A 24,663-nucleotide genomic window follows, 5' to 3' on the forward strand; every position below is an offset into this window, starting at 1 on the left:
TGAAAATACGCAACAGACTTGCAGGGCAATAAATGCCCTGCAAGTCTGTGTATTTAATTTCACATTGTATTTCAGGTGCGCAAGAAAACAGATTGCGCTTATCGTTATTAATATTTTAATTAATATCTGACGCGGGGGCCGCCTCAATAGCTTTTTCTTCTTTGGTTAGCCCTTTGATGTATTTACTGTATTTCCACCAGGCAAAACCGAGGAAAATAACAATCCCCCCGACGTTATAGAATATAATGGTCATGATGTTACCGCCGGTCGGGAAGGTCGAGGCAATAAACCCGATGGTGAAAAGGACAATCAGCATCGATACCACAATAATGCCGGTTTTTTGCGAACCCATACGGAAGTCGCGCGGTAAGTGGTCCAGTTTTGCGCGCAGATTCAGGTAAGCCAGCATAATAAACAGCGGCGGCAGCATTGATGCGGCGGCGGTCATGTTGATGATAGTGTTCATTAAATCCTGCACGGTATTGGAGCCGAGTGTTGGGATAATCATCAGCGGGATAACAATCAGGAACTGAATCCAGGCTGCGCGGGCCGGAACGCCGTTTTCATTCAGTTCGACGGTTTTTTTACCGAAAATACCCGCCGGAATTTCAGAGAAGAAAATTTTCACCGGCGTTGCGGTCCACATCAGCAGAGAGCCGAACATCGCGGTAAAGGAGACCAGGCCGACAAAGCGGTTAACGATCAGTTCCGGCAGGCCAAAGTATGCCGCCAGGCCGTGGAATACCTGTACCGAACCACCGGTAAACTTCAGCTCTTTGCTGCTCACGAAGACGTTGATCAGTACCGAGGAGATGGAATAGAGCACGCCAATAAAAATCCCGGCAATAATAATAACCTTCACGAACGATTTGGACCCGCCCTTGACGTCGTTGACGTACACTGCCACCGACTCCGCACCGCCTGCCGCCATAAAGATCCAGGTGGTGATACCGAGGAAGGCCCAGTTAAAATTCGGGATCATTGCGTCTACGGTGATAGGGTCAGCAGGCTGTACGCCGCCAACCAGCGCAGTACCCGCCAGCAGGATGTAGGACAGGGTCAGCAGCAGCATCAATGTGGAGGTGACCGAAGTAATTGGTCCTAACATTTTTGCGCCGTTGGTCGAAACCCAGGTGGAGAAGGCAAACAGCACCATACTTAATACAGTGGTTGCGAACGGCGTCAGAATGTATTCGTAGCCTAAAAAAGCATATGAGGCGTAGGCGATAACACGGGGTAACAGCGAGGTAAAAAAGAACAGGTTAACGAACCAATAGGTGTAGGCGGTAATAAATGCCCAACGTCCGCCCAGCGAACTTTTCACCCATGCATAGACACCGGCTTCGGAGTTTTTATTCAGGGAAACAAATTCAGCGATGATTAAGCAGAACGGAATAAAGTAGAAGATCGTCGCGAGGAAAAACATCGGTGCGGATGCCAGACCAAGCTCAATATTATTGTTGATAACGTTATTAAAACTATAAACCGCGGCAAAGGTGAGTGAAAGTAAGCCGAACTTGCCGATGGTATTACGTTTGGTATCAGACATAGCACATCTCCGATTCCTGATTATTATAGGGTACTGGCGGCGCAACGTCGGCGCCGCCTGTGTTTTTATTTATTATGAAAATAACCATCTTCGATGGTGACTTTGAGTACGACTTTTTTCACTGCGTTATTACAAATAAAACGATAGGCTTCATGGTTGTCACAAATAACCATTTGTCCTTCGCGCACTTCTACGGTTTTTCCACAGCCTTTCAGATATTCGCGATCGGTTTCATCGCGATAATATTCAACCACCTGGAGATCCTCTTTGGCGGCATACTCTATTTTTTGCTGTCCTTGCAGGTAGTAATGGATCTCAAAATAACGACGATGACCGGTAAACAGCGCATCGGTCGCGGAGTCTGTCTCCACGCGATAGCTCAGGGAATCACCGATAGAGTGGGCGACGCCTGGTTGAATATTATCAATATTTTCAATCGCTTCGACGCAGCGCTGCCACTTCTTCCCGGATGCGTAAATTTGTTGGAACTGCGCTAAGTTGTCGATGATCCTCATTTTGTATTCTCACTGTGCAAATTCGTGGAAAAGAACCCGGCACCAAAGACGCGGCTGGCGGCGGTTTGAGCGCTAGATTCGCTACCGGAAACCGGCAACAACGTGAAGCCGTAGCTGAACGAACGGAACCAGACGCGCCAGGAATCAAGCACCTCGCTTCCCCACGAGTTGGAGCCTAAGCCCAGCACCTGGTGGTCCAGATTCAGGGTGATGTCATCGCTGCGCTGCAGCGCATTACAGTGCTGTGCGGTAAAGATATTTTCTGGCGTATAGCGCCAGGCGCTCAGGTTGACAGGGTGCTGCGGAACCACCAGCAGACCGTTGCCGTGGCGGTTGGTTAGCGTTGCCCAGCGCACGTCCTGACGATTGCCGTTGTTTTGCGGGAACGGATAGTTTTCGAACATCTCATCCACGCTGCTGCGCCAGATATCGATGATGTTGGCCTGCTGGCTATCGGCATAGTTTTCACCGGGACCACGTCCGTAATACGCCACCTGCCCCAAATCGCCGTTGATGCACATCGTGAAGCCGATGCACGGAATAATGTCCCGGTACTCGCCGTAAGGCTGGCCGGAAAGCTCCACGTTCAACTGACCGTCTGCGGCAATCCTCCAGCGGTAGGTACAGCGCATACCGAAATCAAATACCGGCGGGGCGATAATCGTCTGGCTGGTTATCAACAGCGCGTCATCGGTTTGCTCAATGGCAAAATCGCGCAGATGCTCCTGCATAATCTGTAAATGATTTGGTTGCCAAAGGCCTTCGAACTCTTGTTTGTGGTTATCAATGGTTGGTTTGAAGAAATTAATCTTCGGTTCACGGGTAATCAGCTCCTCACCGTTAACGGTCCAGCTAATGGGCTTACCGTTCAGTTTTGAGAAGGTCAGAAGGAAGTTATAACCGCGTATGGTGCAGCTCTGGCGGCTGTCTTCCAGCGTCAGAGGAATAGCGTTTTGCTGGCTAAACGGTACGGCAGCCGCCGTTCTGGCCTTCAGCGGGAACTGATAAGTCGCGATGTGGTGCCCGGCTTCGCTGTATGCCGTACGGGAATCTTTCGTCACGATGACGTTGAGGAACGCTTCGCGCGCATCCAGCTCCGGCAGTGTGCATTGCACGAGGGTATCGCTGTTAGGAGGGACGTCGCGCAGTTTTATCTGCTGAGCAGAAAGCGTATCTCCTTCGGCGCGAACCTCAATATGCAAGGTGTAGTCGTCAAGCGTGGTAAACCACAGTTTGTTTTCTACCCGTAGCTCGCCGCGAGCCAGATCCTGTGCGCGTACTTTTACTGGCGCAATCACCTGCTTGTATTCCTGCAGACCCGGCCCCGGGGTTTGATCGGAATAAATCAGGCCATCAAGGCAGAAGTTGTAGTTGTTCGGATAGTCGCCGTAGTCGCCGCCATATTTGTACCAGACGTTGCCGTCGTCATCTTTGGCCTGAATCCCGTGATCGCACCACTCCCAGACATAGTGTCCCTGAATGCAGTCATGCTGATAAAAGACGTTCTGATATTCCGTAAGCCCGCCGGGACCGTTGCCCATGGCGTGAGCATATTCGCAGATGATGCGCGGCTTAGGATGTGGATATTCGCCAAACTCATTCATCAGCGGCACACGGGTGTACATGGTGGAGATGATATCCACCACTTCGGCGTCACGATCTTCTTCGTAATGGATCAGACGCGTGTCATCCAGCGCTTTCGCGGCGTGATACATGGCGCGGATGTTACAGCCGTATCCGGATTCGTTGCCGAGCGACCAGATGACGATCGACGGGTGGTTTTTTTGTGCATGGATGTGGCGCACGATGCGCTCAACGTAGACGTTTTCCCACAGCGGATCGTCGGTTATCCGGCTGATATCGCCGATATTGGCGAAGCCGTGAGATTCAACGTCGGTTTCGGCCATCACGAACAGACCGTAGATATCGCACAATTCATAGAAGCGCGGATCGTTCGGGTAATGGGCGGTACGCACGGAGTTGATGTTGTGCTGCTTCATTAACAGCAGATCTTTTTCAACGCGATCCATGCCAACCGCACGGCCTTTAAGATGATCGTTATCGTGGCGGTTAACGCCATGCAGCATCACGTAGCGGTTATTGATGTAAAACAGACCGTCGCGAACTTTGATATCGCGGAATCCGACCCGCTGTGGCACGACCTCAAGGAGATTGCCGTTGGCATCTTTCAGCGTCATCACCAGATGATAAAGATACGGTGATTCCGCTGACCACTGCTGCGGCGCGCTAACCTTGAAATTAAAAGCGGTGCGGGTGTGTTGATCCACTGCCAGATTGTTAATCACACCGCTATGCAGCGCCTGCTCACCGTCAAACAAGGTGTATTCGAGCGACGCCATCGCTGGCGTGGCAGCCAGGTTTTCCAGCGCAATGTCGCAGGTGAGGGTGGCGTCGCGATAGTCATCATCGAACTCGGTGCGAACGGTAAAATCCTGAATATGGGTCGCCTGTTTGCCTACCAGATAGACGTCGCGGAAAATTCCCGCCGACCACCACATGTCCTGGTCTTCAACGTAAGTGGAATCAGCCCATTGCATTACGCGAACGCACAGCAGGTTGTCACCGGTCTTTACCACCGCGCTGATATCAAATTCAGCCGTCAGGCGGCTGCCTTTGCTGAAACCGACGTACTGACCATTCACGTAAACTTCGAAGTAGGTTTCTACGCCATCAAATTTAATCAGCGTTTGTTTGCCCTGCCAGCCTTCGCTGAGGGAGAAAATGCGCTGGTAGGCTCCGGTGGGGTTATTGGTCGGAACGTAGGGGACATCAATCGGGAAAGGAAAACCTTCGTCGGTATACTGCAGTTTGCCGTGTCCTTCCATCTGCCACATGCCTGGGACGGTGATGCTGCCCCAGTCATTCATCAACTGCGACGTAAAGATTTCCGGCACCTGCAGCGGATGCTCAAAGAACTGAAAATTCCACTGACCGCTTAGCAACTGAAAGAGGCTGCTGGTTTCGCGGGCAAACGAGCGAGCCTGCGCAACGGAGTCATAAGAGAAAAAATATGCGCGTGGCGCCAGTCGATTTTCGTGGGTGAGCTGAATGTTTTCCCAGCGATTCATAAGGCCTCCCGGTGGAGAAAAATCGGAACCATTCATTGTAATGGTGAGTAAGTGTAATTGATGGTGATTTTAGTAAAAGTTTTACTAAAATATAGCAAGTGAGGTGATTTACTTTAACTGGATCACGAAAATAATGGGGGCGCAGAAAATAATGCATGACAATGCGCGCCCGGCATCAGAAGAAACCGGGCGTGTTTACTGGGGATTTTAGCGGGTGGTGCCGCGCAGTTTCAGCTTGCTGGGAACAAAAACCAGCAGAGGAAGCGCACGCCCGTCGCGGGCTTTCTCAAACAGCAGGTTGACGCCCTGACTGCCCATCATTTCTGAATGGATGCGAACGGTGGAAAGCGGAGGAAAGGTGAAGCGCGCTGTCGGGATATCATTAACGCTAATCAGCGAAATGTCCTGCGGAATGTTCAGGCCACGCTCGTGAATGGCGCGCAGAACGCCAATAGCGATCGAGTCTGAAGCCACAAACAGGGCACCGGGATAGTCGGCTTTCGCCAGCATTTTTTTTGCCAGTTCATACCCTGATGAACTGGAGAAACCGCCGCGATAGATGTCCTGTTCAGAAACGACCTGCTGCAGACGACCGTATTCGACAAACGCGGCTTCACGGATATCTGCCTTGCCGGGTTCGTCTTCACCGCCGATGAAGCCAATGCGAGTGACGCCCTGGGCGATGAAGTAGTCGATACTCTCTTTACTGATGCGGGCCAAATCGATATCGACGGCGTCATATTCGCTGCCGGGTTCATGGAAATCGATAAAGCAGATGTTGTCGGTAAGCGCTGCTGCTGCATTACGCAAAGCCGAAGAAGGCTTGCCGACAATAAGAATGCCGGTAATGTTTTTGCTCTCCGGTAGCCCACTGTGCTCATAGCAGTTGGTCAGTTCGATCCCCAGCTTCTCACACTGGGTTTCTATTCCGTGACGGATCGCGAGATAGTAAGGATCGTTGATTTCCAAATCCTGCTGGTAGCTGTAGAGCGCCAGAATATGCTGGGGGCCGAGCGCGCTGGTCTGGTTTTTACGAGCACTGCTGGTTTTGTACTCCAGTTTTTCCGCGATCTCCAGAATGCGATGCTTGGTCTCTTCTTTTACATTCAGCGTGGGGTCATCGTTTAAAACCCGGGACACTGTCGCCAGGGACACGCCAGCTTCGATTGCGATGTCTTTAAGTGTTGCCATGTTTGCCTTTTCCCTGAGTTACCTGCGCATTGTAAATGAAGTGCTTATCTATTCATCTGTTTTCAGTAAAAAAAGTACGTTTAATTGACATGCCTGGGGTAAAACTGGGCTTTCAGAGTGTGATGACTACGTCATTTTCCCGCTTTTGAGAACCATCCCCGGAAAATATTTTGCTATTATTTAGTAAAGTTTTACCAAAGGAGAACACAATGGATACCGTCGCATTTGCTGATTTTGCCCGAATGGAAATACGTGTTGGAAAAATCGCACAGGTAAAGCGCCATGACAATGCTGATAAGCTGTATATCGTGCAGGTGGATGTGGGAGAGCGTACGCTGCAAACCGTGACCAGCCTGGTGCCTTATTACAGCGAAGAGGAATTGATGGGGAAAACGGTGGTGGTGCTGTGTAATCTGCAAAAGGCCAAAATGCGCGGGGAAACGTCAGAATGCATGTTGCTGTGCGCTGAGACGGACGATGGCAGCGAAAGCGTGCTGCTGACGCCAGAACGCCTTATGCCTGCGGGTGTGCGGATTGTTTAAGTTGTGCTAATTGCCGGATGGCCGCTACGCTTTTATCCGACCTACATTTGATCCCGTAAGCCTGAGATGCGCAGCGCCATCCGACATGTATTACACCTGCTCCACGCTCACCCGTAATGCTGCCAGGGCTTTGCGCGTCGATCGCAATACCAGATCGCATTGCTCGATCGTTAACGTTAACGGCGGTTCGATACGGATCGTCTTTGCATTGTTGAGCGTGCCGGCAACCAGTACCCGCTGGCGGAACATCTCACTGGCAAAGTTGTAGCCGATTTCATTATCGACAAACTCAATTGCCATCAGCATGCCTTTACCGCGTACATCATGCACCAGGTCTGGGTACTCCCGCGCAAGCTGGCGGAAACCATCCAGCAACATATCGCCTTTCTGCTCCGCCTGAGCCGGTAAATTTTGCTCCAGCAGGACGTTAATGGTGGCTAACGCAGCCGCACAAGCGAGCGGGTTGCCGCCAAACGTGGTGGTATGCAAGAAGGGATTGTCGAACAGAACGGAAAACACCTCTTCAGTGGCAATAGTTGCGCCAATTGGCATCACGCCGCCGCCCAGCGCTTTGGCCAGACACATAATGTCGGGCTGCACGTTTTCGTGCTCGCAGGCGAACATTTTGCCGGTACGACCCATGCCGGTCTGCACTTCATCAAGGATCATCAGCGCGCCAAACTCATCGCAAAGTTTACGCACGGCGGGCAAATACCCTTGCGGTGGCAGGATCACGCCCCCTTCACCCTGGATAGGTTCGAGGATCACGGCTGCAACGTCGTCACCAGTCTTTTTACACTCGCTGAGCATGGTGCGCATCGCGTTAATATCGCCAAACGGCACATGGCGGAAACCAGGCAGCAGCGGCATAAACGGTTTGCGGAAGGTTGATTTAGCCGTGGCGGACAGTGCTCCCAGTGATTTGCCGTGGAATGCGCCGCTGGTGGCAATGAACGTAAATTTACCGCGCGGCGATTGATACGCTTTCGCCAGCTTCAGAGCGGCTTCAACCGACTCGGTCCCGCTGTTACAGAAAAAACTGTATTTCAGTTTACCTGGCGCCAGCGCGGCGAGGGTTTTTGCCAGCATGGCCCGCAGAGGGTCAAGTAGCTCCTGGCTGTGCAGAGGTTGTTTCGCGAGTTGATTCTGTACGGCGGAAACCACGACTGGATTACGGTGCCCCACGTTGAAAATTCCAAATCCACCCAGGCAATCGACGAACTCCTGCCCCTGGGTGTCGACAAGCGTATTCAGGCTTCCCGCTTGCCACTCTACGGCTCCGTAATCCCCGCCTGCAGTTACAGATTTTCGATACTCTAAGAACCCCGGATTGACATGCTCCTTGAAGTATTCAATCACCTCTCGGTTTAATGATTTCATTTCCTCATGATCAAGCGTGCGCTTTTCGATGAGATTCAGTGCGTGTGCGCTGCAGGCCAGGGCCGATGCGCTGGAAGGTAACCTGTTCAAAATATGCTCCCGGAGCTCGCGTATCACATGATACTGATTTAAGTATTGCAGTGATTGCGCCATTCCGGCGCGCTTAGCAAAAATCGGGATAAACACCAGGAAACATCTCATTCACGCAACATTTAATGCTGATGTTTAACATTTACTGGCATTTTGCCCAGGTTAAGACCGCGAAAACAGATCGGAAAAGCACTTTTCTGCGCTAAAAGTGAGCAATATTTGCACTGTGACGGTGCGTTGGTAGAAGTGTAGTTGAATAGTTACTGGATGAAAGTATTTTAAATCAATGGATTAGAATGCGTACAGATTTTGAGGTTTAATCGCAAATTGCGATCTAAATCAAATTTAACAACTAAAGATAAAAAAATTATCGCCGAAATAACATAAGCCGAAAGAGTTAACAACCAGATAACCTGCACAGGACGCAATCATGTCTTCTCATCCCTACGTTAGTCAGCAAAATACACCGCTGGATGATGATATCACCCTCATGTCGACCACCGATTTACAAAGCTATATCACCCACGCGAACGATACCTTTGTCCAGGTCAGTGGCTATCAACTGAATGAATTGCTCGATAAGCCGCACAATCTGGTTCGTCATCCGGATATGCCAAAAGCGGCGTTTGCGGATATGTGGTACACCCTGAAACAGGGCGAGCCATGGAGCGGGATTGTGAAAAACCGGCGTAAGAATGGCGATCACTACTGGGTAAGGGCCAATGCGGTGCCGATGGTACGGGAAGGTCGTGTCACCGGATATATGTCGATTCGTACCCGGGCCACTGACGAGGAGATTGCGGCGGTAGAGCCTTTATATAAAGCGCTAAATGAAGGGCGTTGCAACCGACGTATCCATAAAGGACTGGTGGTACGCAAAGGCTGGCTGGGTAAACTCCCGGCGCTGCCGATTTGCTGGCGAGTGCGCAGCGTAATGGCAATTATGTTTATCGTACTGGCGGCCGCATTGCAGCAAATGGGCGCCGAATGGCCGTTACTGCTGATAAGCGCGCTGGTGATGATGCTGGGAACGGCTATTTTCGAATGGCAGATTGTGCGTCCTATTGAGAATGTCGCTCGTCAGGCGCTAAAAGTGGCGACCGGTGAACGAAACAGCGTGTCGCATCTTAACCGCAGTGATGAACTGGGCCTGATGCTGCGAGCGGTTGGGCAACTGGGGCTAATGTGCCGTTGGCTCATCCATGATGTCTCCAGTCAGGTGAGCTGTGTGCGCAGCGACAGCGAAACGCTGGCGAAGGGCAGCGATGATTTAAACAAGCATACGCAGCAGACCGTAGAGAACGTGCAGGAAACGGTGACCACTATGAATCAGATGGCGGCATCGGTGAAGCAAAACTCAGAGACCGCCGCCGCGGCCGACAAGCTCTCCATTGCAGCCAGCAGCGCGGCGACGCACGGCGGCGAGGCGATGGATACCGTCATCAAAACTATGGACGATATCGCCAACAGCACCCAGCGGATCGGCACCATTACCACGCTGATTAACGATATTGCTTTCCAGACTAATATTCTGGCCCTGAACGCCGCTGTTGAAGCCGCACGGGCGGGTGAGCAGGGGAAAGGGTTCGCCGTGGTGGCGGGAGAAGTGCGTCATCTTGCCAGCCGCAGCGCCAGTGCAGCCAATGATATCCGCAAGCTGATTGATGCCAGCGCCGATAAGGTGCAGTCCGGATCCGACCAGGTTCACGCCGCAGGGCGCACGATGGATGATATTGTGGCGCAGGTGCAAAACGTGACGCAGTTGATCGCCCAAATCAGTCACTCAACGCTGGAACAGTCAGATGGTCTTTCGAGCCTGACTCGCGCAGTGAATGAATTAAGCAACATTACGCAGAAAAACGCCGAACTGGTTGAAGAGAGCGCCCAGATTTCCGCGATGGTGAAACATCGCGCTGGTCGTCTGGAAGATGCGGTTACGGTGCTGCATTAATATTAACGATAAAGGCGGAACGCAGGGTGAACGCGTTCCGCCTGCTCTGTAGATTAATCCAGTTGAGTAATATCCAGCGCAGCGCGATCGATAATACCGATGATTTTTTTGATCTGCGCATCGCTGGTATCACCATGATTGACCCGTAGGTCCAGCACGGCTTTGAAGTTCTCCAGCGCGCGTTTCATCTGCGGGTTCTTGCGTAATTCAAAACCCACGCAGCGGGCTTTAATACGTTCGTGGATATGTTCCAGATGCTCACGGTTTTCATCCAGCCACTGCTGGCCCTGGGTTGTGATCGCAATCTGTTTACGCCCGCCTTCCTCGTCGCTGATGGTGATCAGCTCTTGATCCTGCAAGAAATCCAGCGTCGGATAGACGACGCCCGGGCTCGGGGTATAGTTGCCCTGAGTCAGGGTTTCAATCGCTTTAATCAGCTCATAGCCGTGGCTGGCGTCGCGGGTCAGGATATCCAGAATGACCAGGCGTAATTCTCCGTGACCGAAGAAGCGCTGGCGACGACCGCCGCTGCGACCGTGGCGGTGTCCACAACCCTGTTCGTGGTGATGTTCTTTGTTGCAGCCTTCATGGCGATGTTCTTCACCTTTGCAGCAACCTGCATGGTGTTCGTTGTGGCGGCCTTCGTGGTGATGCCCTTCACCCTTGCAGCAGCCTTCGTGTTGGTGCTCTGTATGCTTGCAGCAACCTTCATGATGGTTTTGCATCATCGTCTCCTGATGTGTTTTAGATATATCTAATTTATATCTAAATATTGTTTTGGTGCAAGACTATAAAATGTTTTTTGTTTAACTTTATGATTTTTATCTTTTTTAAAGGTGTGTGTTAGCCGTTTAGTCAGAAGGCGACTATATCAAAAAAGTGCTTGCAATCTTTCTGATTAGCAATCATTATCATTTAAAAATTAAATTAGATATATCGTATTATCTTCCGAAGGCGAAAAAATGACAAAAAACACCTCACGCTACCCGCAGCGCGTTCGCAATGAACTGCGTTTTCGGGAACTTACCGTCCTGCGCGTCGAACGTATTAGCGCGGGATTTCAGCGCATTGTACTGGGCGGTGACGCTCTGGATGGTTTTAGCTCACACGGCTTTGATGACCATACCAAGGTCTTTTTCCCTGAACCGGGCAGCCACTTTGTGCCGCCGGTTGTCACCGATGAAGGTATTGTCTGGGCTGACGGCGTGCGTCCGATATCCCGTGATTACACGCCGTTGTATGACGAAGCACGCCATGAGCTGGCACTGGATTTCTATATTCATGACGGTGGCGTGGCAAGTACGTGGGCGATGAATGCCCGCGAGGGTGACAAGCTGACGGTAGGCGGACCGCGCGGTTCTTTGGTGGTGCCAGAAGACTACGCGTATCAGCTTTACGTGTGTGATGAATCGGGAATGCCTGCGCTGCGCCGACGCCTGGAGTCGCTCAGCCGTTTAGCGGTACGTCCGAACGTCACGGCGCTGGTAAGTGTGCAGGATGCCGCGTACCAGGACTATTTTGCTCATCTCGACGGATTTACTATTCAGTGGTTTATCGGCCATGACGAACAGGCGGTGAATGAACACTTATCGCAGCTAAGCGTACCTGCAGATGATTACTACATCTGGATTACCGGCGAAGGTAAGGTGGTCAAAAACCTGAGTGCTCGCTTTGAAAGCGAGGCGTTCGATCAGCAACTTGTTCGCGCAGCGGCTTACTGGCATCAGCGTCGTTAATCAGTAATTAGATGGCGGCACGCCAAACGCCTGGCGGAATGCGTAGCTAAATGCCGCGGTGCTTGAATACCCTACGTCGAGCGCCACGGCGGTCACGCTTTTATTTTTCTTCAGCATTAATACGGATTCCAGAATACGCATTTTTTGCTTCCAGACGCTGAAAGGCAATCCGGTTTCTTTTTTGAAATGGCGTGAAAAGGTACGGGCAGACATACCCAGATGCTGCGCCCAGTATTCAACCGAATGCTCCAGCGCCGGGGATTCTTGTATTGTTCGGCAAACTTTGGTTAATTCGCGATCCTGCGGCCAGGGTAATACAAAAGCGACTTCCGGAAGCTGCAGAATAATGTCGACCAGGACGCTAACCAGCTTGCCCTCTTTTGACTGGCTATCATAATGGCCCGAAATTAAATTCGTGGCGTAATGAATAAACTCTCTGGCGAAATCACTGATAGCCACCACTTTACATTCATTGATGCTCTCTTCAAGAAAGCTCGGTTTAATATCCAGATTCTCTAAATACACATCATCCAATGCCCAAACCGCATGCTCCGTATGATTCGGGATCCAGATGCCATAATGCGCCGGGATTATCCAGCACTTGCCGGCAACATCAATACGCATACTGCCTTTGCGGGCGAAATGAAACTGCATAAAAGAGTGTGAATGCTGTGGAACATGATGATTGGCTTCCAGGACATACGAGCGAAAGTAAACATCCTGCGGCAGTTCCGTCATGGAGTTATCCGGGAAGGAGTTCCACTGTTTTTGCACGAGAGTTTCCATAAATAGATCGTCAATGCTCCCGATGGTGTGTCCGCTGCTCGATAGATCTTGTCCGCGGATCATAATACATACACTCTTTTTTCCATAATAATCTTGCGTAAGAATTTTTAGCCCACCTTTGGTAAATACCATGAACTCGCTTTGTTCAGATGCTGTCATCGTCAATGAAACAAATGATAACTGGACCCGAATGGGAAAAGAGCTGCTTTCGCAAGCGGATATCAGGATTAATGGCTCCCGTACCTGGGACATTCAACTTCATCATGCCGGTTTCTTTAAACGGGTACTGCAACAAGGCTCGTTAGGGCTTGGTGAAAGCTATATGGAAGGCTGGTGGGACTGCGAGCGACTCGATATTCTGTTCTGCAAAATCCTGAAAGCAAAACTTGACCAGCAGATGCCGGGTAACCTGAAAGATATTTTACGTATTGCCAGCGCACGCCTGTTTAATTTGCAGTCGCGGAGCCGCGCGTGGATTGTTGGCAAAGAACATTATGATATTGGTAACGATCTCTTTGCACTGATGCTTGATCCGCATATGCAATATTCCTGCGCTTACTGGAAAGACGCAACCACACTAGACGATGCGCAAAATGCCAAATTAAAAATGATCTGTGAGAAGCTACAACTGAAACCGGGCATGCGTTTACTCGATATTGGTTGTGGCTGGGGCGGGCTGGCGGAATATGCGGCGCGTCATTATGGCGTGGCGGTGGAAGGCGTCACCATTTCCAAAGAGCAGCAAAAAATGGCGCAGCAGCGCTGTGAAGGACTGGACGTTAAGATTCTGCTGCAGGATTATCGCGACCTCGATAAACACTACGATCGCATTGTCTCCGTGGGGATGTTTGAACACGTCGGGCCAAAAAACTACGACACCTATTTCAGCATCGCCGACCGTTGTTTAAAACCGGACGGACTGTTCCTGCTACACACCATTGGTAGCAATAAAAAAGGGATGAGCGTCGATCCGTGGATCAATAAATACATTTTCCCGAACGGCTGCTTACCGGCGATCTCCCATATTGCCGAAGCCAGCGAATCACGGTTTGTGATGGAAGACTGGCATAACTTTGGCAGCGATTACGATAAAACGCTGATGGCGTGGCACGAGCGCTTTAATCAAGCGTGGCCGGAGCTGTCATCACGTTATTCCGCCACCTTCAGAAGAATGTTTAACTACTATTTATGCGCCTGCGCCGGGGCTTTCCGCGCCAGAGATATTGAACTTTGGCAGGTGCTGTTTAGTCGCGGCGTAGAGGGCGGGATCCGCGTTTATCGTTAACGTTCTGCCTGATAAGCGAAGCGCCATCAGGCAGTAAATACCTGAGAAGCGCTCCTTGTTACATCTTAGCCCAGCTCACTCTCTGCCAGCGCTTTAAACACCATCGCTACGGCGTGCGCGCCGGGGTCCATGTTTCCGAGCAGGCTTTCGCTGCTCAGATACGATGCGCGACCCGCATTGGCTTTGCTCGACAAACAGGTTCGTTCGGCTCCCGCTTGCGCGGCGTCGAATGCGGCCTGCAGATTTTTCGGCTGTGTGAGCAGCGAAGTCAGGGCCGGTTGCAGCGCATCAATCATCGTGCGATCGCCTTCGTCTGCGCCGCCGTAGAACTTCATCTGCGCCAGCCCCGTATTTAGCGCTTCGACAACGTTAGCGCCCTGTTCCAGTTTCTGCCCGGCGGCGGTAAAGAAGATTGACATCAGCACACCGCTGGAACCGCCCATCACCACGGTCAGACGTTCGCCAATCAGCGCGAACAGCGTGGCAAGGTTATCCAGCGGCAGCTGCTGGCGATTCAGCATGCTGGCAATTTCACGCGCGCCGGCGGCAAAGGTCGAACCGGTATCGCCATCGCCGACTTTGGCGTCCAGCGCATTCAGATGAGTCTCCAGATCGGAAAGGGTTGCGGTGACCAGCTCCACAACCCCGGCCACCAGGGCGTTTGCCGAAGGCTGGAATTCCACGCGGGCGCTACGCTGAGATGACGCTACGCAGCTGATTTCACGCGGTGGGACCGGCGTCGGCCAGTTGCTGGTTTCCACTTCGGTGAGCAGTGCTTTTTCGATGCTCTCTTCCAGCACGATGGCCGTCAGTGAGAAGCCTTTCATATCCAGCGCAGTGACCAGCGAGGCCGGGCCAATTAGCCAGTCGATACGCGAGTGCAGCGGGCTGCTGGCGAGTTCGCGGGTGATGATGGCCATTTCGGCCACGGAAACGCCGCCAAGATTATTAATCATCACCGCCAGACGACCGGTTTCAGGCAGGGCGGCCAGCAGTTTATCCACCATCAGGTTCACCACTTGCGCACTGTTTTGGGTGTCGATAACCGATGCGCCTGGTTCGCCGTGAATGCCCATACCCAGCTCCGCATGACCCGGATGATGACGAGGGGCTGCGTCGGTTTCTTGCGGCAGATGACAGCTGGAAAGAGCTACGCCCAGGCTAAAGGTGTTGCTGGCTGCGTACTGCGCTTCACGCAGGACGGTGGCGAGGTTATAGCCGCGTTCGGCAAAATAGCCTGCGATTTTATGCACCAGGATAGTTCCCGCAATGCCACGTGGGTGTTTGTTATCCGGCAGGGAGATGTCGTCGCCGACAATCAGCATTTCAACGTTATAGCCAAGGCGACGCGCCTTCTCGGCGGCGAGACCGAAATTAAGACGGTCACCGGTGTAGTTTTTCACAATCAACAAACAGCCAGCCTCACCGGTCACCGCCTGAATGGCGGTCAGTACTGCATCCACGCTCGGGGAGGCGAAAACGTCGCCGCAGACCGCAGCGGTTAGCATGCCTTTACCGATAAACCCAACGTGCGCGGGTTCGTGTCCCGAACCGCCGCCGGAAATGACCGCTACGTTATTTTTATTAAGGTCACGACGGACCACGATGCGAATGGCCGGATCGCTTTCCAGACGCGCCAGGTTATTCCATGGGCTGGCGATAATCGCCCCGTCGATGACGTCGCTCACGAGATGGGTGCGTTGGTTAAAAAAGAATTGAGACATAACGGCTCCTCGAGGTTGAGTGAAAGACAAACCCCCGAATGTAGGATCATGGTGCGGAGGCAATGAAGAGATTCTGGCGAAGTCAGCGTGGAAAAAAACAACGCTAAAATGAGTTTCATTACGGAACGTTGATGCTGTTTTTTGTTCCGAAATGAAACTTAAAAAAGCGGGGAATGATCATAATGCGAGCTCGCTCGACTTTTTTCTCCTGCGATCAGCGCCGCTCATACGGCGCAGCCAGCCTTTTTTTGCCGGTTTTAATTCAACTGCATGAGTAAAAGAGGAACTGAGCTTCGTGTTTGCCGGAGATTTGGGGGTAAATGAACGGATCGGGATCGCAAACCTTATCATTTTTGTGGATAAGTGTTCCAGAATGGAACGTGCGTCGTTTTTATCTGTTTCATATCAGAACAAAATGACGAAAGATTTTTTTGTTCACGCCTCGCCATACAGTTATTGCATCGCTCCGGTACCACCTGTTTTTGCCGACAGCAACAGGCCAAACAGGTTAACGCCAGGGCTCACCATGTAAAAACATGTACTTATTTGAGGATGAAAGGAATGCTAAAAGTTATTCAATCTCCAGCCAAATATCTCCAGGGCCCTGACGCTTCCACCTTATTTGGTCAATACGCTAAAAATCTGGCGGACAGCTTTTTCGTGATTGCGGATGACTTCGTGATGAAGCTGGCGGGAGAGAAGGTACTCAATGGCCTGCACAGCCACGACATTAGCTGCCACGCGGAACGCTTCAACGGTGAATGCAGCCATATTGAAATTAATCGCCTGATTGCCATTCTGAAACAGCACGGTTGCCGCGGCGTGGTTGGGATTGGCGGCGGGAAAACGTTGGATACCGCCAAAGCGATTGGTTACTACCAGAAGCTACCGGTGGTGGTGATCCCTACTATCGCCTCTACCGATGCGCCAACCAGCGCGCTGTCCGTTATCTATACCGAAGCCGGTGAGTTTGAAGAGTATCTGATCTACCCGAAAAACCCGGATATGGTGGTGATGGACACCGCAATCATTGCCAAAGCGCCGGTACGCCTGCTGGTGGCCGGGATGGGCGATGCGCTCTCAACCTGGTTTGAAGCGAAAGCCTGTTATGACGCCAGAGCGACCAGCATGGCGGGCGGACAGTCCACCGTAGCGGCGCTGAGCCTGGCGCGCCTGTGCTATGATACCCTGCTGGCGGAAGGCGAAAAGGCACGCTTTGCCGCGCAGGCTGGCGTGGTGACTGATGCGCTGGAGCGTATTGTCGAAGCGAACACTTACCTCAGCGGCATCGGCTTTGAAAGCAGCGGTCTTGCAGGGGCGCATGCTATCCACAACGGTTTTACGATTCTGGAAGAGTGTCACCATTTGTACCACGGTGAAAAAGTCGCCTTTGGTACGCTGGCGCAGCTGGTGCTGCAAAACAGCCCGATGGAAGAGATCGAAACCGTGCTGAATTTCTGTCAGAAAGTAGGCCTGCCGGTAACGTTAGCGGAAATGGGCGTGAAAGACGACATTGACGGCAAGATCATGGCCGTGGCCAAAGCGACCTGCGCAGAAGGTGAAACCATCCACAATATGCCGTTCTCGGTGACGCCTGAAAGCGTACATGCCGCGATACTGACGGCAGACCTGCTGGGACAGCAGTGGCTGGCGCGTTAATCAGTCGTCGGTAAGTTTTTATCCGGCATCTTCTCCCCCCTCTGACAGTCTCTGCCGGAGGGGTTGTCTATGGTAAAACAGCGGAAAGGGATATGACGACGCACACTCAGGACATTGGGAAGGAAGTCTCTTCGGTCATTGCCCAGTCATGGCATCGTTGCAGCAAGTTTATGCAGCGGGAAACCTGGCAGGCGCCGCATCAGGCGCAGGGCCTGACCTTTGAGTCGATCTGTCGTCGCAAAACAGCGCTGCTGACGATTGCTCAGGCCGCGCTGGAAGATGCCTGGGAGTTTATGGACGGCCGTCCGTGCGCGCTGTTAATTCTGGATGAATCGGCCTGTATTCTCAGCCGTTGCGGCGATCCGCAGACGGTGGAGCAACTGGCGGAGCTCGGTTTTCGCGACGGCAGTTACTGTGCGGAAAGCATTATTGGCAGCTGCGCGTTGTCGCTGGCGACGATGCCGGGGCAACCGACAAAAACCTCTGGCGATCAGCACTTTAAACAGGCGTTGCATCCGTGGTCGTTCTGCTCTACGCCAGTATTCGATAACCATGGTCGACTGTTTGGCTCCATCTCGCTGTGCTGTCTGGTAGAGCATGAGTGCGTTTCTGATTTATCCCTGACGCTGGCGATTGCCAGAGAAGTCGGCAACTCATTGCTGACTGACAGCCTGCTGGCTGAATCCAACCGCCATCTGAACCAGATGTACGGGCTGCTGGAGAGTATGGATGATGGCGTGATGGCCTGGAACGAACAGGGCGTATTGCAGTTCCTCAATGCGCGCGCGGCGCTGCTTTTGCATCTCGACGCGCAGGCCAGCCAGGGGAAGAATATTAACGACCTGCTCAATCTCCCCATGCTGCTGCGTCGGGCGATCAAACATGCCCGCGGCCTGAATCATGTCGAAGTCACCTTTGAAAGCCAGCACCAGTTTGTTGATGCCGTCATCACCCTGAAACCGATTGTTGAAGAGCAGGGCAACAGCTTTATCCTGCTGCTGCATCCGGTGGAGCAAATGCGTCAACTGATGACCAGCCAGCTCGGCAAGGTGAGCCACACCTTTGAGCAGATGTCGACAGACGATCCAGAAACCCGACGTTTGATCCACTTTGGTCGTCAGGCGGCGAGGGGAAGTTTCCCGATCCTGCTGTGCGGGGAAGAGGGCGTCGGTAAAGAGCTACTGAGTCAGGCCATTCACAATGAAAGCGAACGCGCCAGCGGGCCGTATATCGCCGTGAACTGCCAGCTGTATGCCAACAGCGTACTGGGGCAGGATTTTATGGGCAGTGCGCCCACTGATGATGAAAACGGGCGGCTGAGCCGTCTTGAACTGGCGAACGGCGGCACGCTGTTTCTGGAAAAAATTGAATATCTGGCGCCGGAGTTACAATCCGCGCTGCTGCAGGTGATCAAGCAGGGCGTTTTAACCCGCCTGGATGCCCGGCGGCTGATTCCGGTGGATGTCAAAGTGATCGCCACCACCACGGTTGATCTCGCGAATCTGGTGGAGCAAAACCGCTTTAGCCGTCAGTTGTATTACGCGCTGCACTCTTTTGAGATCGTAATCCCGCCGCTGCGGGCGCGGCGTAACAGTATTCCATCGCTGATTTATACGCGGTTGAATAGCCTGAAAAAACGCTTTTCATCCAGCCTGAAGATCGACGACGACGCGTTGGCACAACTGGTGGCCTATTCGTGGCCGGGTAATGATTTTGAGCTGAACAGCATTATTGAAAACATCGCCATCAGCAGCGATAACGGCCATATTCGGCTGAGCAATCTGCCGGATTATCTGTTTGCCGAACGCCCGGGTCTGGAGACGGCATCTTCACTGCTGCCCGCCAGCCTGACCTTTACCGCCATCGAGAAAGAGGCGATTATCCATGCCGCCCGCGTGACCAGTGGGCGTGTTCAGGAGATGTCGCAACTGCTGAATATTGGTCGCACCACCTTGTGGCGTAAGATGAAGCAGTACGACATTGATGCCAGCCAGTTTAAGCGCAAACATCTGGAGTAGTTTCTTCGATTCTGGCCATCGAGAACAGCGCATCCGACAGCCGGTTGATATAGCGCCTGGCCTCATCGCGTAACGTCAGCGTTCTGCCCATCGCGATGAGGATCCGCTCCAGCCGACGCGTCAGGGTTCGCGCAACGTGCAGCTGTGCCGATGCCAGATTTTTCCCCGGAATAACAAACTCTTTGAGCGGGCCGCTTTGCGCCATATTGCGGTCAATAAGCTGCTCCAGCGCCTGAATATCCTCTTCGCCAATACGCTGTTTTAAGCGTGTGAGTCCTTTCTGATCGCTGGCGAGTTCCGCCCCCAGTACGAACAGCATCTTCTGCATAGCGTGCAATTCCTGGCGTAGCTCGGCCTGCCGCGTGCTGGCATAGCAGACGCCAAGCTGGGAAATCAGTTCATCCACCGTGCCGTAGGCCTCAACGCGGATGTCGTCTTTATCGATACGGCTGCCGCCAAACAGCGCGGTCGTGCCGTTATCACCGGTTCGGGTATAGATGCGGTACATTTATTTTATCTCGCTGAAGGGAAGAACTTTAACCAGTTGACCGGCATTGGCGCCGAGCGTGCGGATCTGTGCTGTCCCGGCGCGGGTATGCCCGCAGACCAGCGCCCGATCCTCGGGCAACTGGGCATGGGTTAAGGCAATATCACCGGTGGCGTTGAGACCGAGACCCACGCGCAGCGCCGAACTTTTGGCCGCCAGTTTGCCGAGCGCCAGCGCGCAGTCATGATCGTCGCAACAGATTGCCCGGCAGGGAACGCCTTGCTCTTCCAGCCCCCAGCACAACTCGTCAAGCACGCGAGTACCCTGCCAGCGTGAGTGATAAAACAGGTGTACGCCCGGTGATGAAAGTAACATTGCGCCCCCTGCGTTATCAGAATGCCTGACGGAAGATCTCGGCAATTTCTTTCTCGTTCCCTTTGCGCGGGTTGGAGAAGGCGTTACCGTCCTTCAGTGCCATTTCCGCCATATACGGGAAATCGGCTTCTTTGACGCCCAGATCGCGCAGATGCTGCGGAATACCGATGTCGGCGGAGAGGCGGGCAATAGCATGAATGGCCAGCTCGGCGGCATCCATGGTGGAGAGTCCGTCCGTGTTCTCGCCCATAAACTCTGCGATGTCGGCAAATTTTTCCGGGTTAGCGATCAGGTTATAGCGTGCCACGTGCGGCAGCAGTACGGCATTCGCCACGCCGTGCGGCATGTCGTAAAGACCGCCAAGCTGATGCGCCATCGCGTGAACGTAGCCGAGGTTGGCGTTGTTGAAGGCCATACCCGCCAGCAGGGAGGCGTAGGCCATGTTCTCGCGAGCTTTCAGGTTGCTGCCCAGCGCCACGGCCTGACGCAAGTTACGGGCGATCAGGCGGATCGCCTGGATAGCGGCAGCGTCGGTGACCGGGTTGGCATCTTTGGAAATGTAGGCTTCCACGGCGTGGGTCAGGGCGTCCATCCCGGTGGCCGCAGTCAGTGGGGCTGGCTTGCCGAGCATCAGCAGCGGATCGTTAATAGAGACCGACGGCAGGTTGCGCCAGCTGACAATCACAAACTTCACTTTGGTTTTGGTATTGGTCAGCACGCAGTGGCGGGTGACTTCGCTGGCGGTCCCGGCGGTGGTATTCACCGCAACGATCGGCGGCAGCGGGTTGGTCAGGGTTTCAATCCCGGCATAGCTGTAGAGATCCCCTTCGTGAGTCGCGGCGATACCGATGCCTTTACCGCAGTCATGCGGGCTACCGCCGCCAACGGTAACGATGATGTCGCAATGCTCTTTCCGAAAGACCTCCAGGCCGTCGCGCACGTTGGTGTCTTTGGGGTTTGGCTCAACGCCGTCAAAAACCACGACGTCAATACCGGCTTCACGCAGATGTGTGAGGGTTTTATCTACCGCGCCGTCTTTAATCGCCCGCAGACCTTTATCAGTGACCAGCAGCGCTTTTTTACCGCCCAACAGTTTACAGCGTTCGCCGACCACGGAAATAGCATTGGGGCCAAAGAAGTTCACATTTGGCACCAGGTAATCAAACATACGATAGCTCATAATATACCTTCTTAGATTTAAATTATAATTCAGAGAAACAATTCAATGCGGTTTCTGCTAATAATCTGTCTTGTTCGACGGTACCGCCACTTACGCCAACGGCACCGATTAATTTGCCGTTTAATATGACAGGTAAACCGCCGCCAAAAATAACAATTCGTTGTTGATTGGTGAGCTGCAAGCCATATAGAGAGGCACCTGGTTGTACCGCATCGGTAATTTCATGGGTACCCTGTCGCAGGCAGCAGGCGGTATAAGCTTTATTAAGAGAGATATCACAGCTGGTGACAAACGCGTCGTCCATACGTTGCATTAGCAGCGTGTTCCCGCCGTGATCCACCACGGAAAATACCACCGGAACGTTGATTTCAAGCGCTTTAGCCTCGACGGCCTGCGCCATTTTCTTTGCAGCCGCCAGCGTAATGGTGGCGATTTGTTGGCTCTTATTCACATTCTCTCCTGAAAAGGTTGTAGGGCTGAGGTCACGAAAATATCGCGCAACAGCTATTTTTATCATTGGCTTTATCTTATTTTCTCGCCCCGCGTTATTAAGTCAATAGGGTAGGGATTTCAAAAATATTACGTTCAGTTTCCTGTTGTGGCGTTTATTGATAATGATCATTTAACCTCGTCACAATTCACGGTGAATATTCCTGAGCCGCGTTTCAATATGAAACGATGGGTTTTTATTACGTACCAAATTGGAACGAAATTATTTTTATTTTTTTATTGTCCTGCTCATTTAGAGTTCGGCTATTGCTGATGAAAGGCGAATGCCGGGTGTTGTGTCCCCGGCAATACGGCCCGGCGTCCCTATTTTTTATCTTTTGAGTCCATAAACTATGAGAAGATCAAAACGATTCGAAGTGCTTGCCCAGCGGCCTGTAAATCAGGATGGGCTAATTGGCGAATGGCCTGAAGAGGGGCTGATCGCAATGGAAAGCCCTTACGATCCGGCTTCGTCGGTGAAGGTGGAAAATGGTCGTATTGTTGAGCTGGACGGCAAGAGCCGCGCCGAGTTCGACATGATTGACCGGTTCATTGCCGATTACGCGATTAACGTGCCCGAGGCCGAGCGCGCCATGCAGCTCGACGCGCTGGAGATCGCCAGAATGCTGGTGGATATCCACGTCAGTCGGGAAGAGATCATTGCCATTACGACTGCCATCACCCCGGCGAAAGCGGTGGAGGTGATGGCGCAAATGAACGTGGTGGAGATGATGATGGCGCTGCAAAAAATGCGCGCCAGACGCACCCCCTCCAATCAGTGCCACGTGACCAACCTGAAAGATAACCCGGTACAGATTGCTGCCGACGCTGCTGAAGCGGGGATCCGTGGTTTTTCCGAACAGGAAACAACGGTCGGGATCGCCCGCTATGCGCCGTTTAACGCCCTGGCGCTGCTGGTGGGGTCCCAATGCGGTCGCCCCGGCGTGCTGACGCAATGCTCCGTTGAAGAGGCCACGGAACTGGAACTGGGAATGCGCGGGCTAACCAGCTACGCCGAAACGGTGTCGGTATATGGCACGGAGTCGGTGTTTACCGATGGCGATGATACGCCGTGGTCAAAAGCGTTTCTTGCCTCGGCGTATGCTTCTCGTGGTCTGAAGATGCGCTACACCTCCGGCACCGGTTCGGAAGCGCTGATGGGCTATTCCGAAAGTAAATCGATGCTTTATCTGGAGTCGCGTTGCATTTTTATCACCAAAGGCGCGGGCGTACAGGGGTTACAAAACGGTGCGGTCAGCTGTATCGGCATGACCGGCGCTGTGCCGTCGGGGATTCGCGCGGTGCTGGCGGAAAACCTGATTGCCTCGATGCTCGACCTTGAAGTGGCCTCCGCCAATGACCAGACCTTTTCCCACTCCGATATTCGTCGTACTGCCCGCACCCTGATGCAGATGCTGCCGGGCACCGACTTTATCTTCTCCGGCTATAGCGCGGTACCGAACTACGACAACATGTTTGCCGGGTCGAACTTCGACGCTGAAGACTTCGATGATTACAACATTCTGCAACGCGATCTGATGGTTGACGGGGGCCTGCGTCCGGTCACGGAAGAGGAGACAATCGCCATCCGCAATAAGGCCGCGCGCGCCATTCAGGCGGTGTTCCGCGAACTGGGCCTGCCGCTGATTAGCGATGAAGAGGTGGACGCCGCCACTTACGCTCACGGCAGCAAAGATATGCCCGCGCGCAATGTGGTGGAAGATTTGGCTGCCGTGGAAGAGATGATGAAAAGCAATATCACCGGGCTGGATATCGTCGGCGCGTTGAGTTCCAGCGGCTTCGAAGACATCGCCAGTAATATCCTCAACATGCTGAGGCAGCGTGTTACTGGTGATTATCTGCAAACGTCGGCCATTCTGGATCGTCAGTTCGACGTCGTCAGCGCCGTTAATGACATCAACGATTATCAGGGACCCGGCACCGGCTATCGCATCTCTGCCGAACGTTGGGCGGAAATTAAAAATATTGCGGGCGTGGTTCAGCCCGGCTCGATCGAATAAGGCGGTACACAGTGGAATGCACAACTGAACGTAAGCCGGTTTTCACCTTGCAGGTGAGCGAAGGCGAGGCGGCTAAAGCGGACGAACGCGTGGATGAAGTCGTGATAGGCGTCGGCCCGGCCTTTGATAAGTATCAGCACAAAACATTGATTGATATGCCGCACAAAGCGATTTTGAAAGAACTGGTTGCCGGCATTGAAGAAGAGGGCCTGCATGCTCGGGTGGTGAGGATTCTGCGCACCTCGGATGTTTCATTTATGGCATGGGATGCGGCAAATCTCAGCGGTTCTGGCATCGGGATTGGTATCCAGTCGAAAGGAACCACGGTGATTCATCAGCGCGATCTGCTGCCTCTGAGCAACCTTGAGCTGTTCTCTCAGGCTCCGCTGCTGACGCTGGAAACCTATCGCCAGATTGGTAAAAACGCCGCGCGCTATGCACGTAAAGAGTCGCCTTCGCCAGTGCCAGTGGTTAATGACCAGATGGTACGCCCCAAATTTATGGCCAAGGCCGCGCTGTTTCATATCAAAGAAACCAAACACGTGGTGCAGGATGCTGCGCCTGTCACGCTGCATATTGCACTCGTAAGGGAATGA

20 protein-coding genes are annotated in these 24,663 nt (G+C 52.8%); 8 read left to right on the forward strand and 12 right to left on the reverse strand.

The features are described 5' to 3' along the window. Positions 1-115: 115 nt before the first annotated feature. From O6D90_RS03185 to ebgR, 4 genes are all read right to left on the reverse strand, one after another. Positions 116-1,549: an amino acid permease gene (locus O6D90_RS03185; protein WP_016154598.1), complete on the reverse strand. Its 1,434-nt coding sequence runs from the start codon at positions 1,547-1,549 to the stop codon at positions 116-118. A gap of 65 nt (positions 1,550-1,614) precedes the next feature. After that, positions 1,615-2,064, reverse strand: a complete 450-nt coding sequence (locus O6D90_RS03190; RefSeq protein ID WP_016154597.1) for a beta-galactosidase subunit beta — start codon at positions 2,062-2,064, stop codon at positions 1,615-1,617. Continuing rightward, positions 2,061-5,153: a beta-galactosidase subunit alpha gene (gene ebgA / locus O6D90_RS03195; RefSeq protein ID WP_016157524.1), complete on the reverse strand. Its 3,093-nt coding sequence runs from the start codon at positions 5,151-5,153 to the stop codon at positions 2,061-2,063. Before ebgA ends, O6D90_RS03190 begins: the two co-directional genes overlap by 4 nt. 207 nt (positions 5,154-5,360) lie before the next feature. Next, positions 5,361-6,344 (reverse strand): transcriptional regulator EbgR, encoded by a 984-nt coding sequence (gene ebgR, locus O6D90_RS03200; RefSeq protein ID WP_016157523.1) that lies wholly within the window; start codon positions 6,342-6,344, stop codon positions 5,361-5,363. Between the two features lie 209 nt (positions 6,345-6,553). Between ebgR and O6D90_RS03205 the strand changes: the two genes are divergently transcribed. Beyond that, complete coding sequence (locus tag O6D90_RS03205) at positions 6,554-6,886, forward strand: tRNA-binding protein (RefSeq protein WP_016157522.1); 333 nt, start codon at positions 6,554-6,556, stop codon at positions 6,884-6,886. 90 nt (positions 6,887-6,976) lie between these two features. Here the strand turns inward: O6D90_RS03205 and ygjG are convergent, their stop codons facing one another. Further along, entirely contained in the window at positions 6,977-8,356 is a 1,380-nt protein-coding gene (gene ygjG, locus O6D90_RS03210) for a putrescine aminotransferase (protein ID WP_049259762.1), read from the reverse strand. 430 nt (positions 8,357-8,786) lie between these two features. On the opposite strand from ygjG, the gene O6D90_RS03215 reads away from it, so the two are divergent. Then, positions 8,787-10,307: a methyl-accepting chemotaxis protein gene (locus O6D90_RS03215; RefSeq protein WP_016157520.1), complete on the forward strand. Its 1,521-nt coding sequence runs from the start codon at positions 8,787-8,789 to the stop codon at positions 10,305-10,307. A 53-nt stretch (positions 10,308-10,360) separates the two neighbouring features. Here the strand turns inward: O6D90_RS03215 and O6D90_RS03220 are convergent, their stop codons facing one another. Continuing rightward, positions 10,361-11,035 carry a PadR family transcriptional regulator gene (locus O6D90_RS03220; protein WP_185654424.1) on the reverse strand — a complete coding sequence of 225 codons (675 nt, stop codon included), beginning with the start codon at positions 11,033-11,035 and terminating at the stop codon, positions 10,361-10,363. A gap of 234 nt (positions 11,036-11,269) precedes the next feature. Between O6D90_RS03220 and O6D90_RS03225 the strand changes: the two genes are divergently transcribed. Further along, positions 11,270-12,043, forward strand: a complete 774-nt coding sequence (locus tag O6D90_RS03225) for a siderophore-interacting protein (RefSeq protein ID WP_088583066.1) — start codon at positions 11,270-11,272, stop codon at positions 12,041-12,043. Here O6D90_RS03225 and O6D90_RS03230 read toward each other — a convergent pair whose 3' ends face one another. Continuing rightward, on the reverse strand, positions 12,044-12,892 hold the full coding sequence (locus O6D90_RS03230) for a helix-turn-helix domain-containing protein (RefSeq protein ID WP_016157517.1): 849 nt from the start codon (positions 12,890-12,892) through the stop codon (positions 12,044-12,046). A 67-nt stretch (positions 12,893-12,959) separates the two neighbouring features. On the opposite strand from O6D90_RS03230, the gene cfa reads away from it, so the two are divergent. Further along, entirely contained in the window at positions 12,960-14,114 is a 1,155-nt protein-coding gene (cfa, locus tag O6D90_RS03235; RefSeq protein WP_032931831.1) for a cyclopropane fatty acyl phospholipid synthase, read from the forward strand. A 65-nt stretch (positions 14,115-14,179) separates the two neighbouring features. On the opposite strand, the gene O6D90_RS03240 is transcribed toward cfa, so the two are convergent. After that, positions 14,180-15,838 (reverse strand): glycerone kinase, encoded by a 1,659-nt coding sequence (locus O6D90_RS03240; RefSeq protein ID WP_016157515.1) that lies wholly within the window; start codon positions 15,836-15,838, stop codon positions 14,180-14,182. Between the two features lie 561 nt (positions 15,839-16,399). Here O6D90_RS03240 and O6D90_RS03245 point away from each other — a divergent pair. Next, positions 16,400-17,497, forward strand: a complete 1,098-nt coding sequence (locus O6D90_RS03245; RefSeq protein WP_016157514.1) for a glycerol dehydrogenase — start codon at positions 16,400-16,402, stop codon at positions 17,495-17,497. A 92-nt stretch (positions 17,498-17,589) separates the two neighbouring features. Then, positions 17,590-19,515 (forward strand): dihydroxyacetone kinase operon transcriptional regulator DhaR, encoded by a 1,926-nt coding sequence (gene dhaR, locus O6D90_RS03250; RefSeq protein WP_016154585.1) that lies wholly within the window; start codon positions 17,590-17,592, stop codon positions 19,513-19,515. Here dhaR and O6D90_RS03255 read toward each other — a convergent pair. From O6D90_RS03255 to O6D90_RS03270, 4 genes are read right to left on the reverse strand one after another with little or no spacing between them, the layout of a single operon-like run. Next, positions 19,493-20,023 (reverse strand): cob(I)yrinic acid a,c-diamide adenosyltransferase, encoded by a 531-nt coding sequence (locus tag O6D90_RS03255; RefSeq protein WP_016157513.1) that lies wholly within the window; start codon positions 20,021-20,023, stop codon positions 19,493-19,495. The genes dhaR and O6D90_RS03255 overlap by 23 nt on opposite strands. Beyond that, complete coding sequence (locus tag O6D90_RS03260) at positions 20,024-20,377, reverse strand: glycerol dehydratase reactivase beta/small subunit family protein (RefSeq protein ID WP_016157512.1); 354 nt, start codon at positions 20,375-20,377, stop codon at positions 20,024-20,026. A 16-nt stretch (positions 20,378-20,393) separates the two neighbouring features. Then, positions 20,394-21,557 (reverse strand): 1,3-propanediol dehydrogenase, encoded by a 1,164-nt coding sequence (gene dhaT, locus O6D90_RS03265; protein WP_016157511.1) that lies wholly within the window; start codon positions 21,555-21,557, stop codon positions 20,394-20,396. 22 nt (positions 21,558-21,579) lie between these two features. Then, positions 21,580-22,008 (reverse strand): GlcG/HbpS family heme-binding protein, encoded by a 429-nt coding sequence (locus O6D90_RS03270; RefSeq protein ID WP_003828504.1) that lies wholly within the window; start codon positions 22,006-22,008, stop codon positions 21,580-21,582. 391 nt (positions 22,009-22,399) lie between these two features. Here O6D90_RS03270 and O6D90_RS03275 point away from each other — a divergent pair, with 391 nt between their 5' ends. After that, the gene (locus O6D90_RS03275) at positions 22,400-24,067 is read left to right on the forward strand and encodes a propanediol/glycerol family dehydratase large subunit (RefSeq protein ID WP_016157510.1); all 1,668 of its coding nucleotides are present in this window, start codon (positions 22,400-22,402) and stop codon (positions 24,065-24,067) included. 11 nt (positions 24,068-24,078) lie between these two features. After that, on the forward strand, positions 24,079-24,663 hold the full coding sequence (locus tag O6D90_RS03280) for a propanediol/glycerol family dehydratase medium subunit (RefSeq protein WP_016154579.1): 585 nt from the start codon (positions 24,079-24,081) through the stop codon (positions 24,661-24,663).

The sequence above is a fragment of the Citrobacter sp. 21OH12SH02A-Citro genome, from assembly GCF_027919895.1.
GTDB classification, from domain to species: Bacteria; Pseudomonadota; Gammaproteobacteria; order Enterobacterales; family Enterobacteriaceae; genus Citrobacter; species Citrobacter braakii.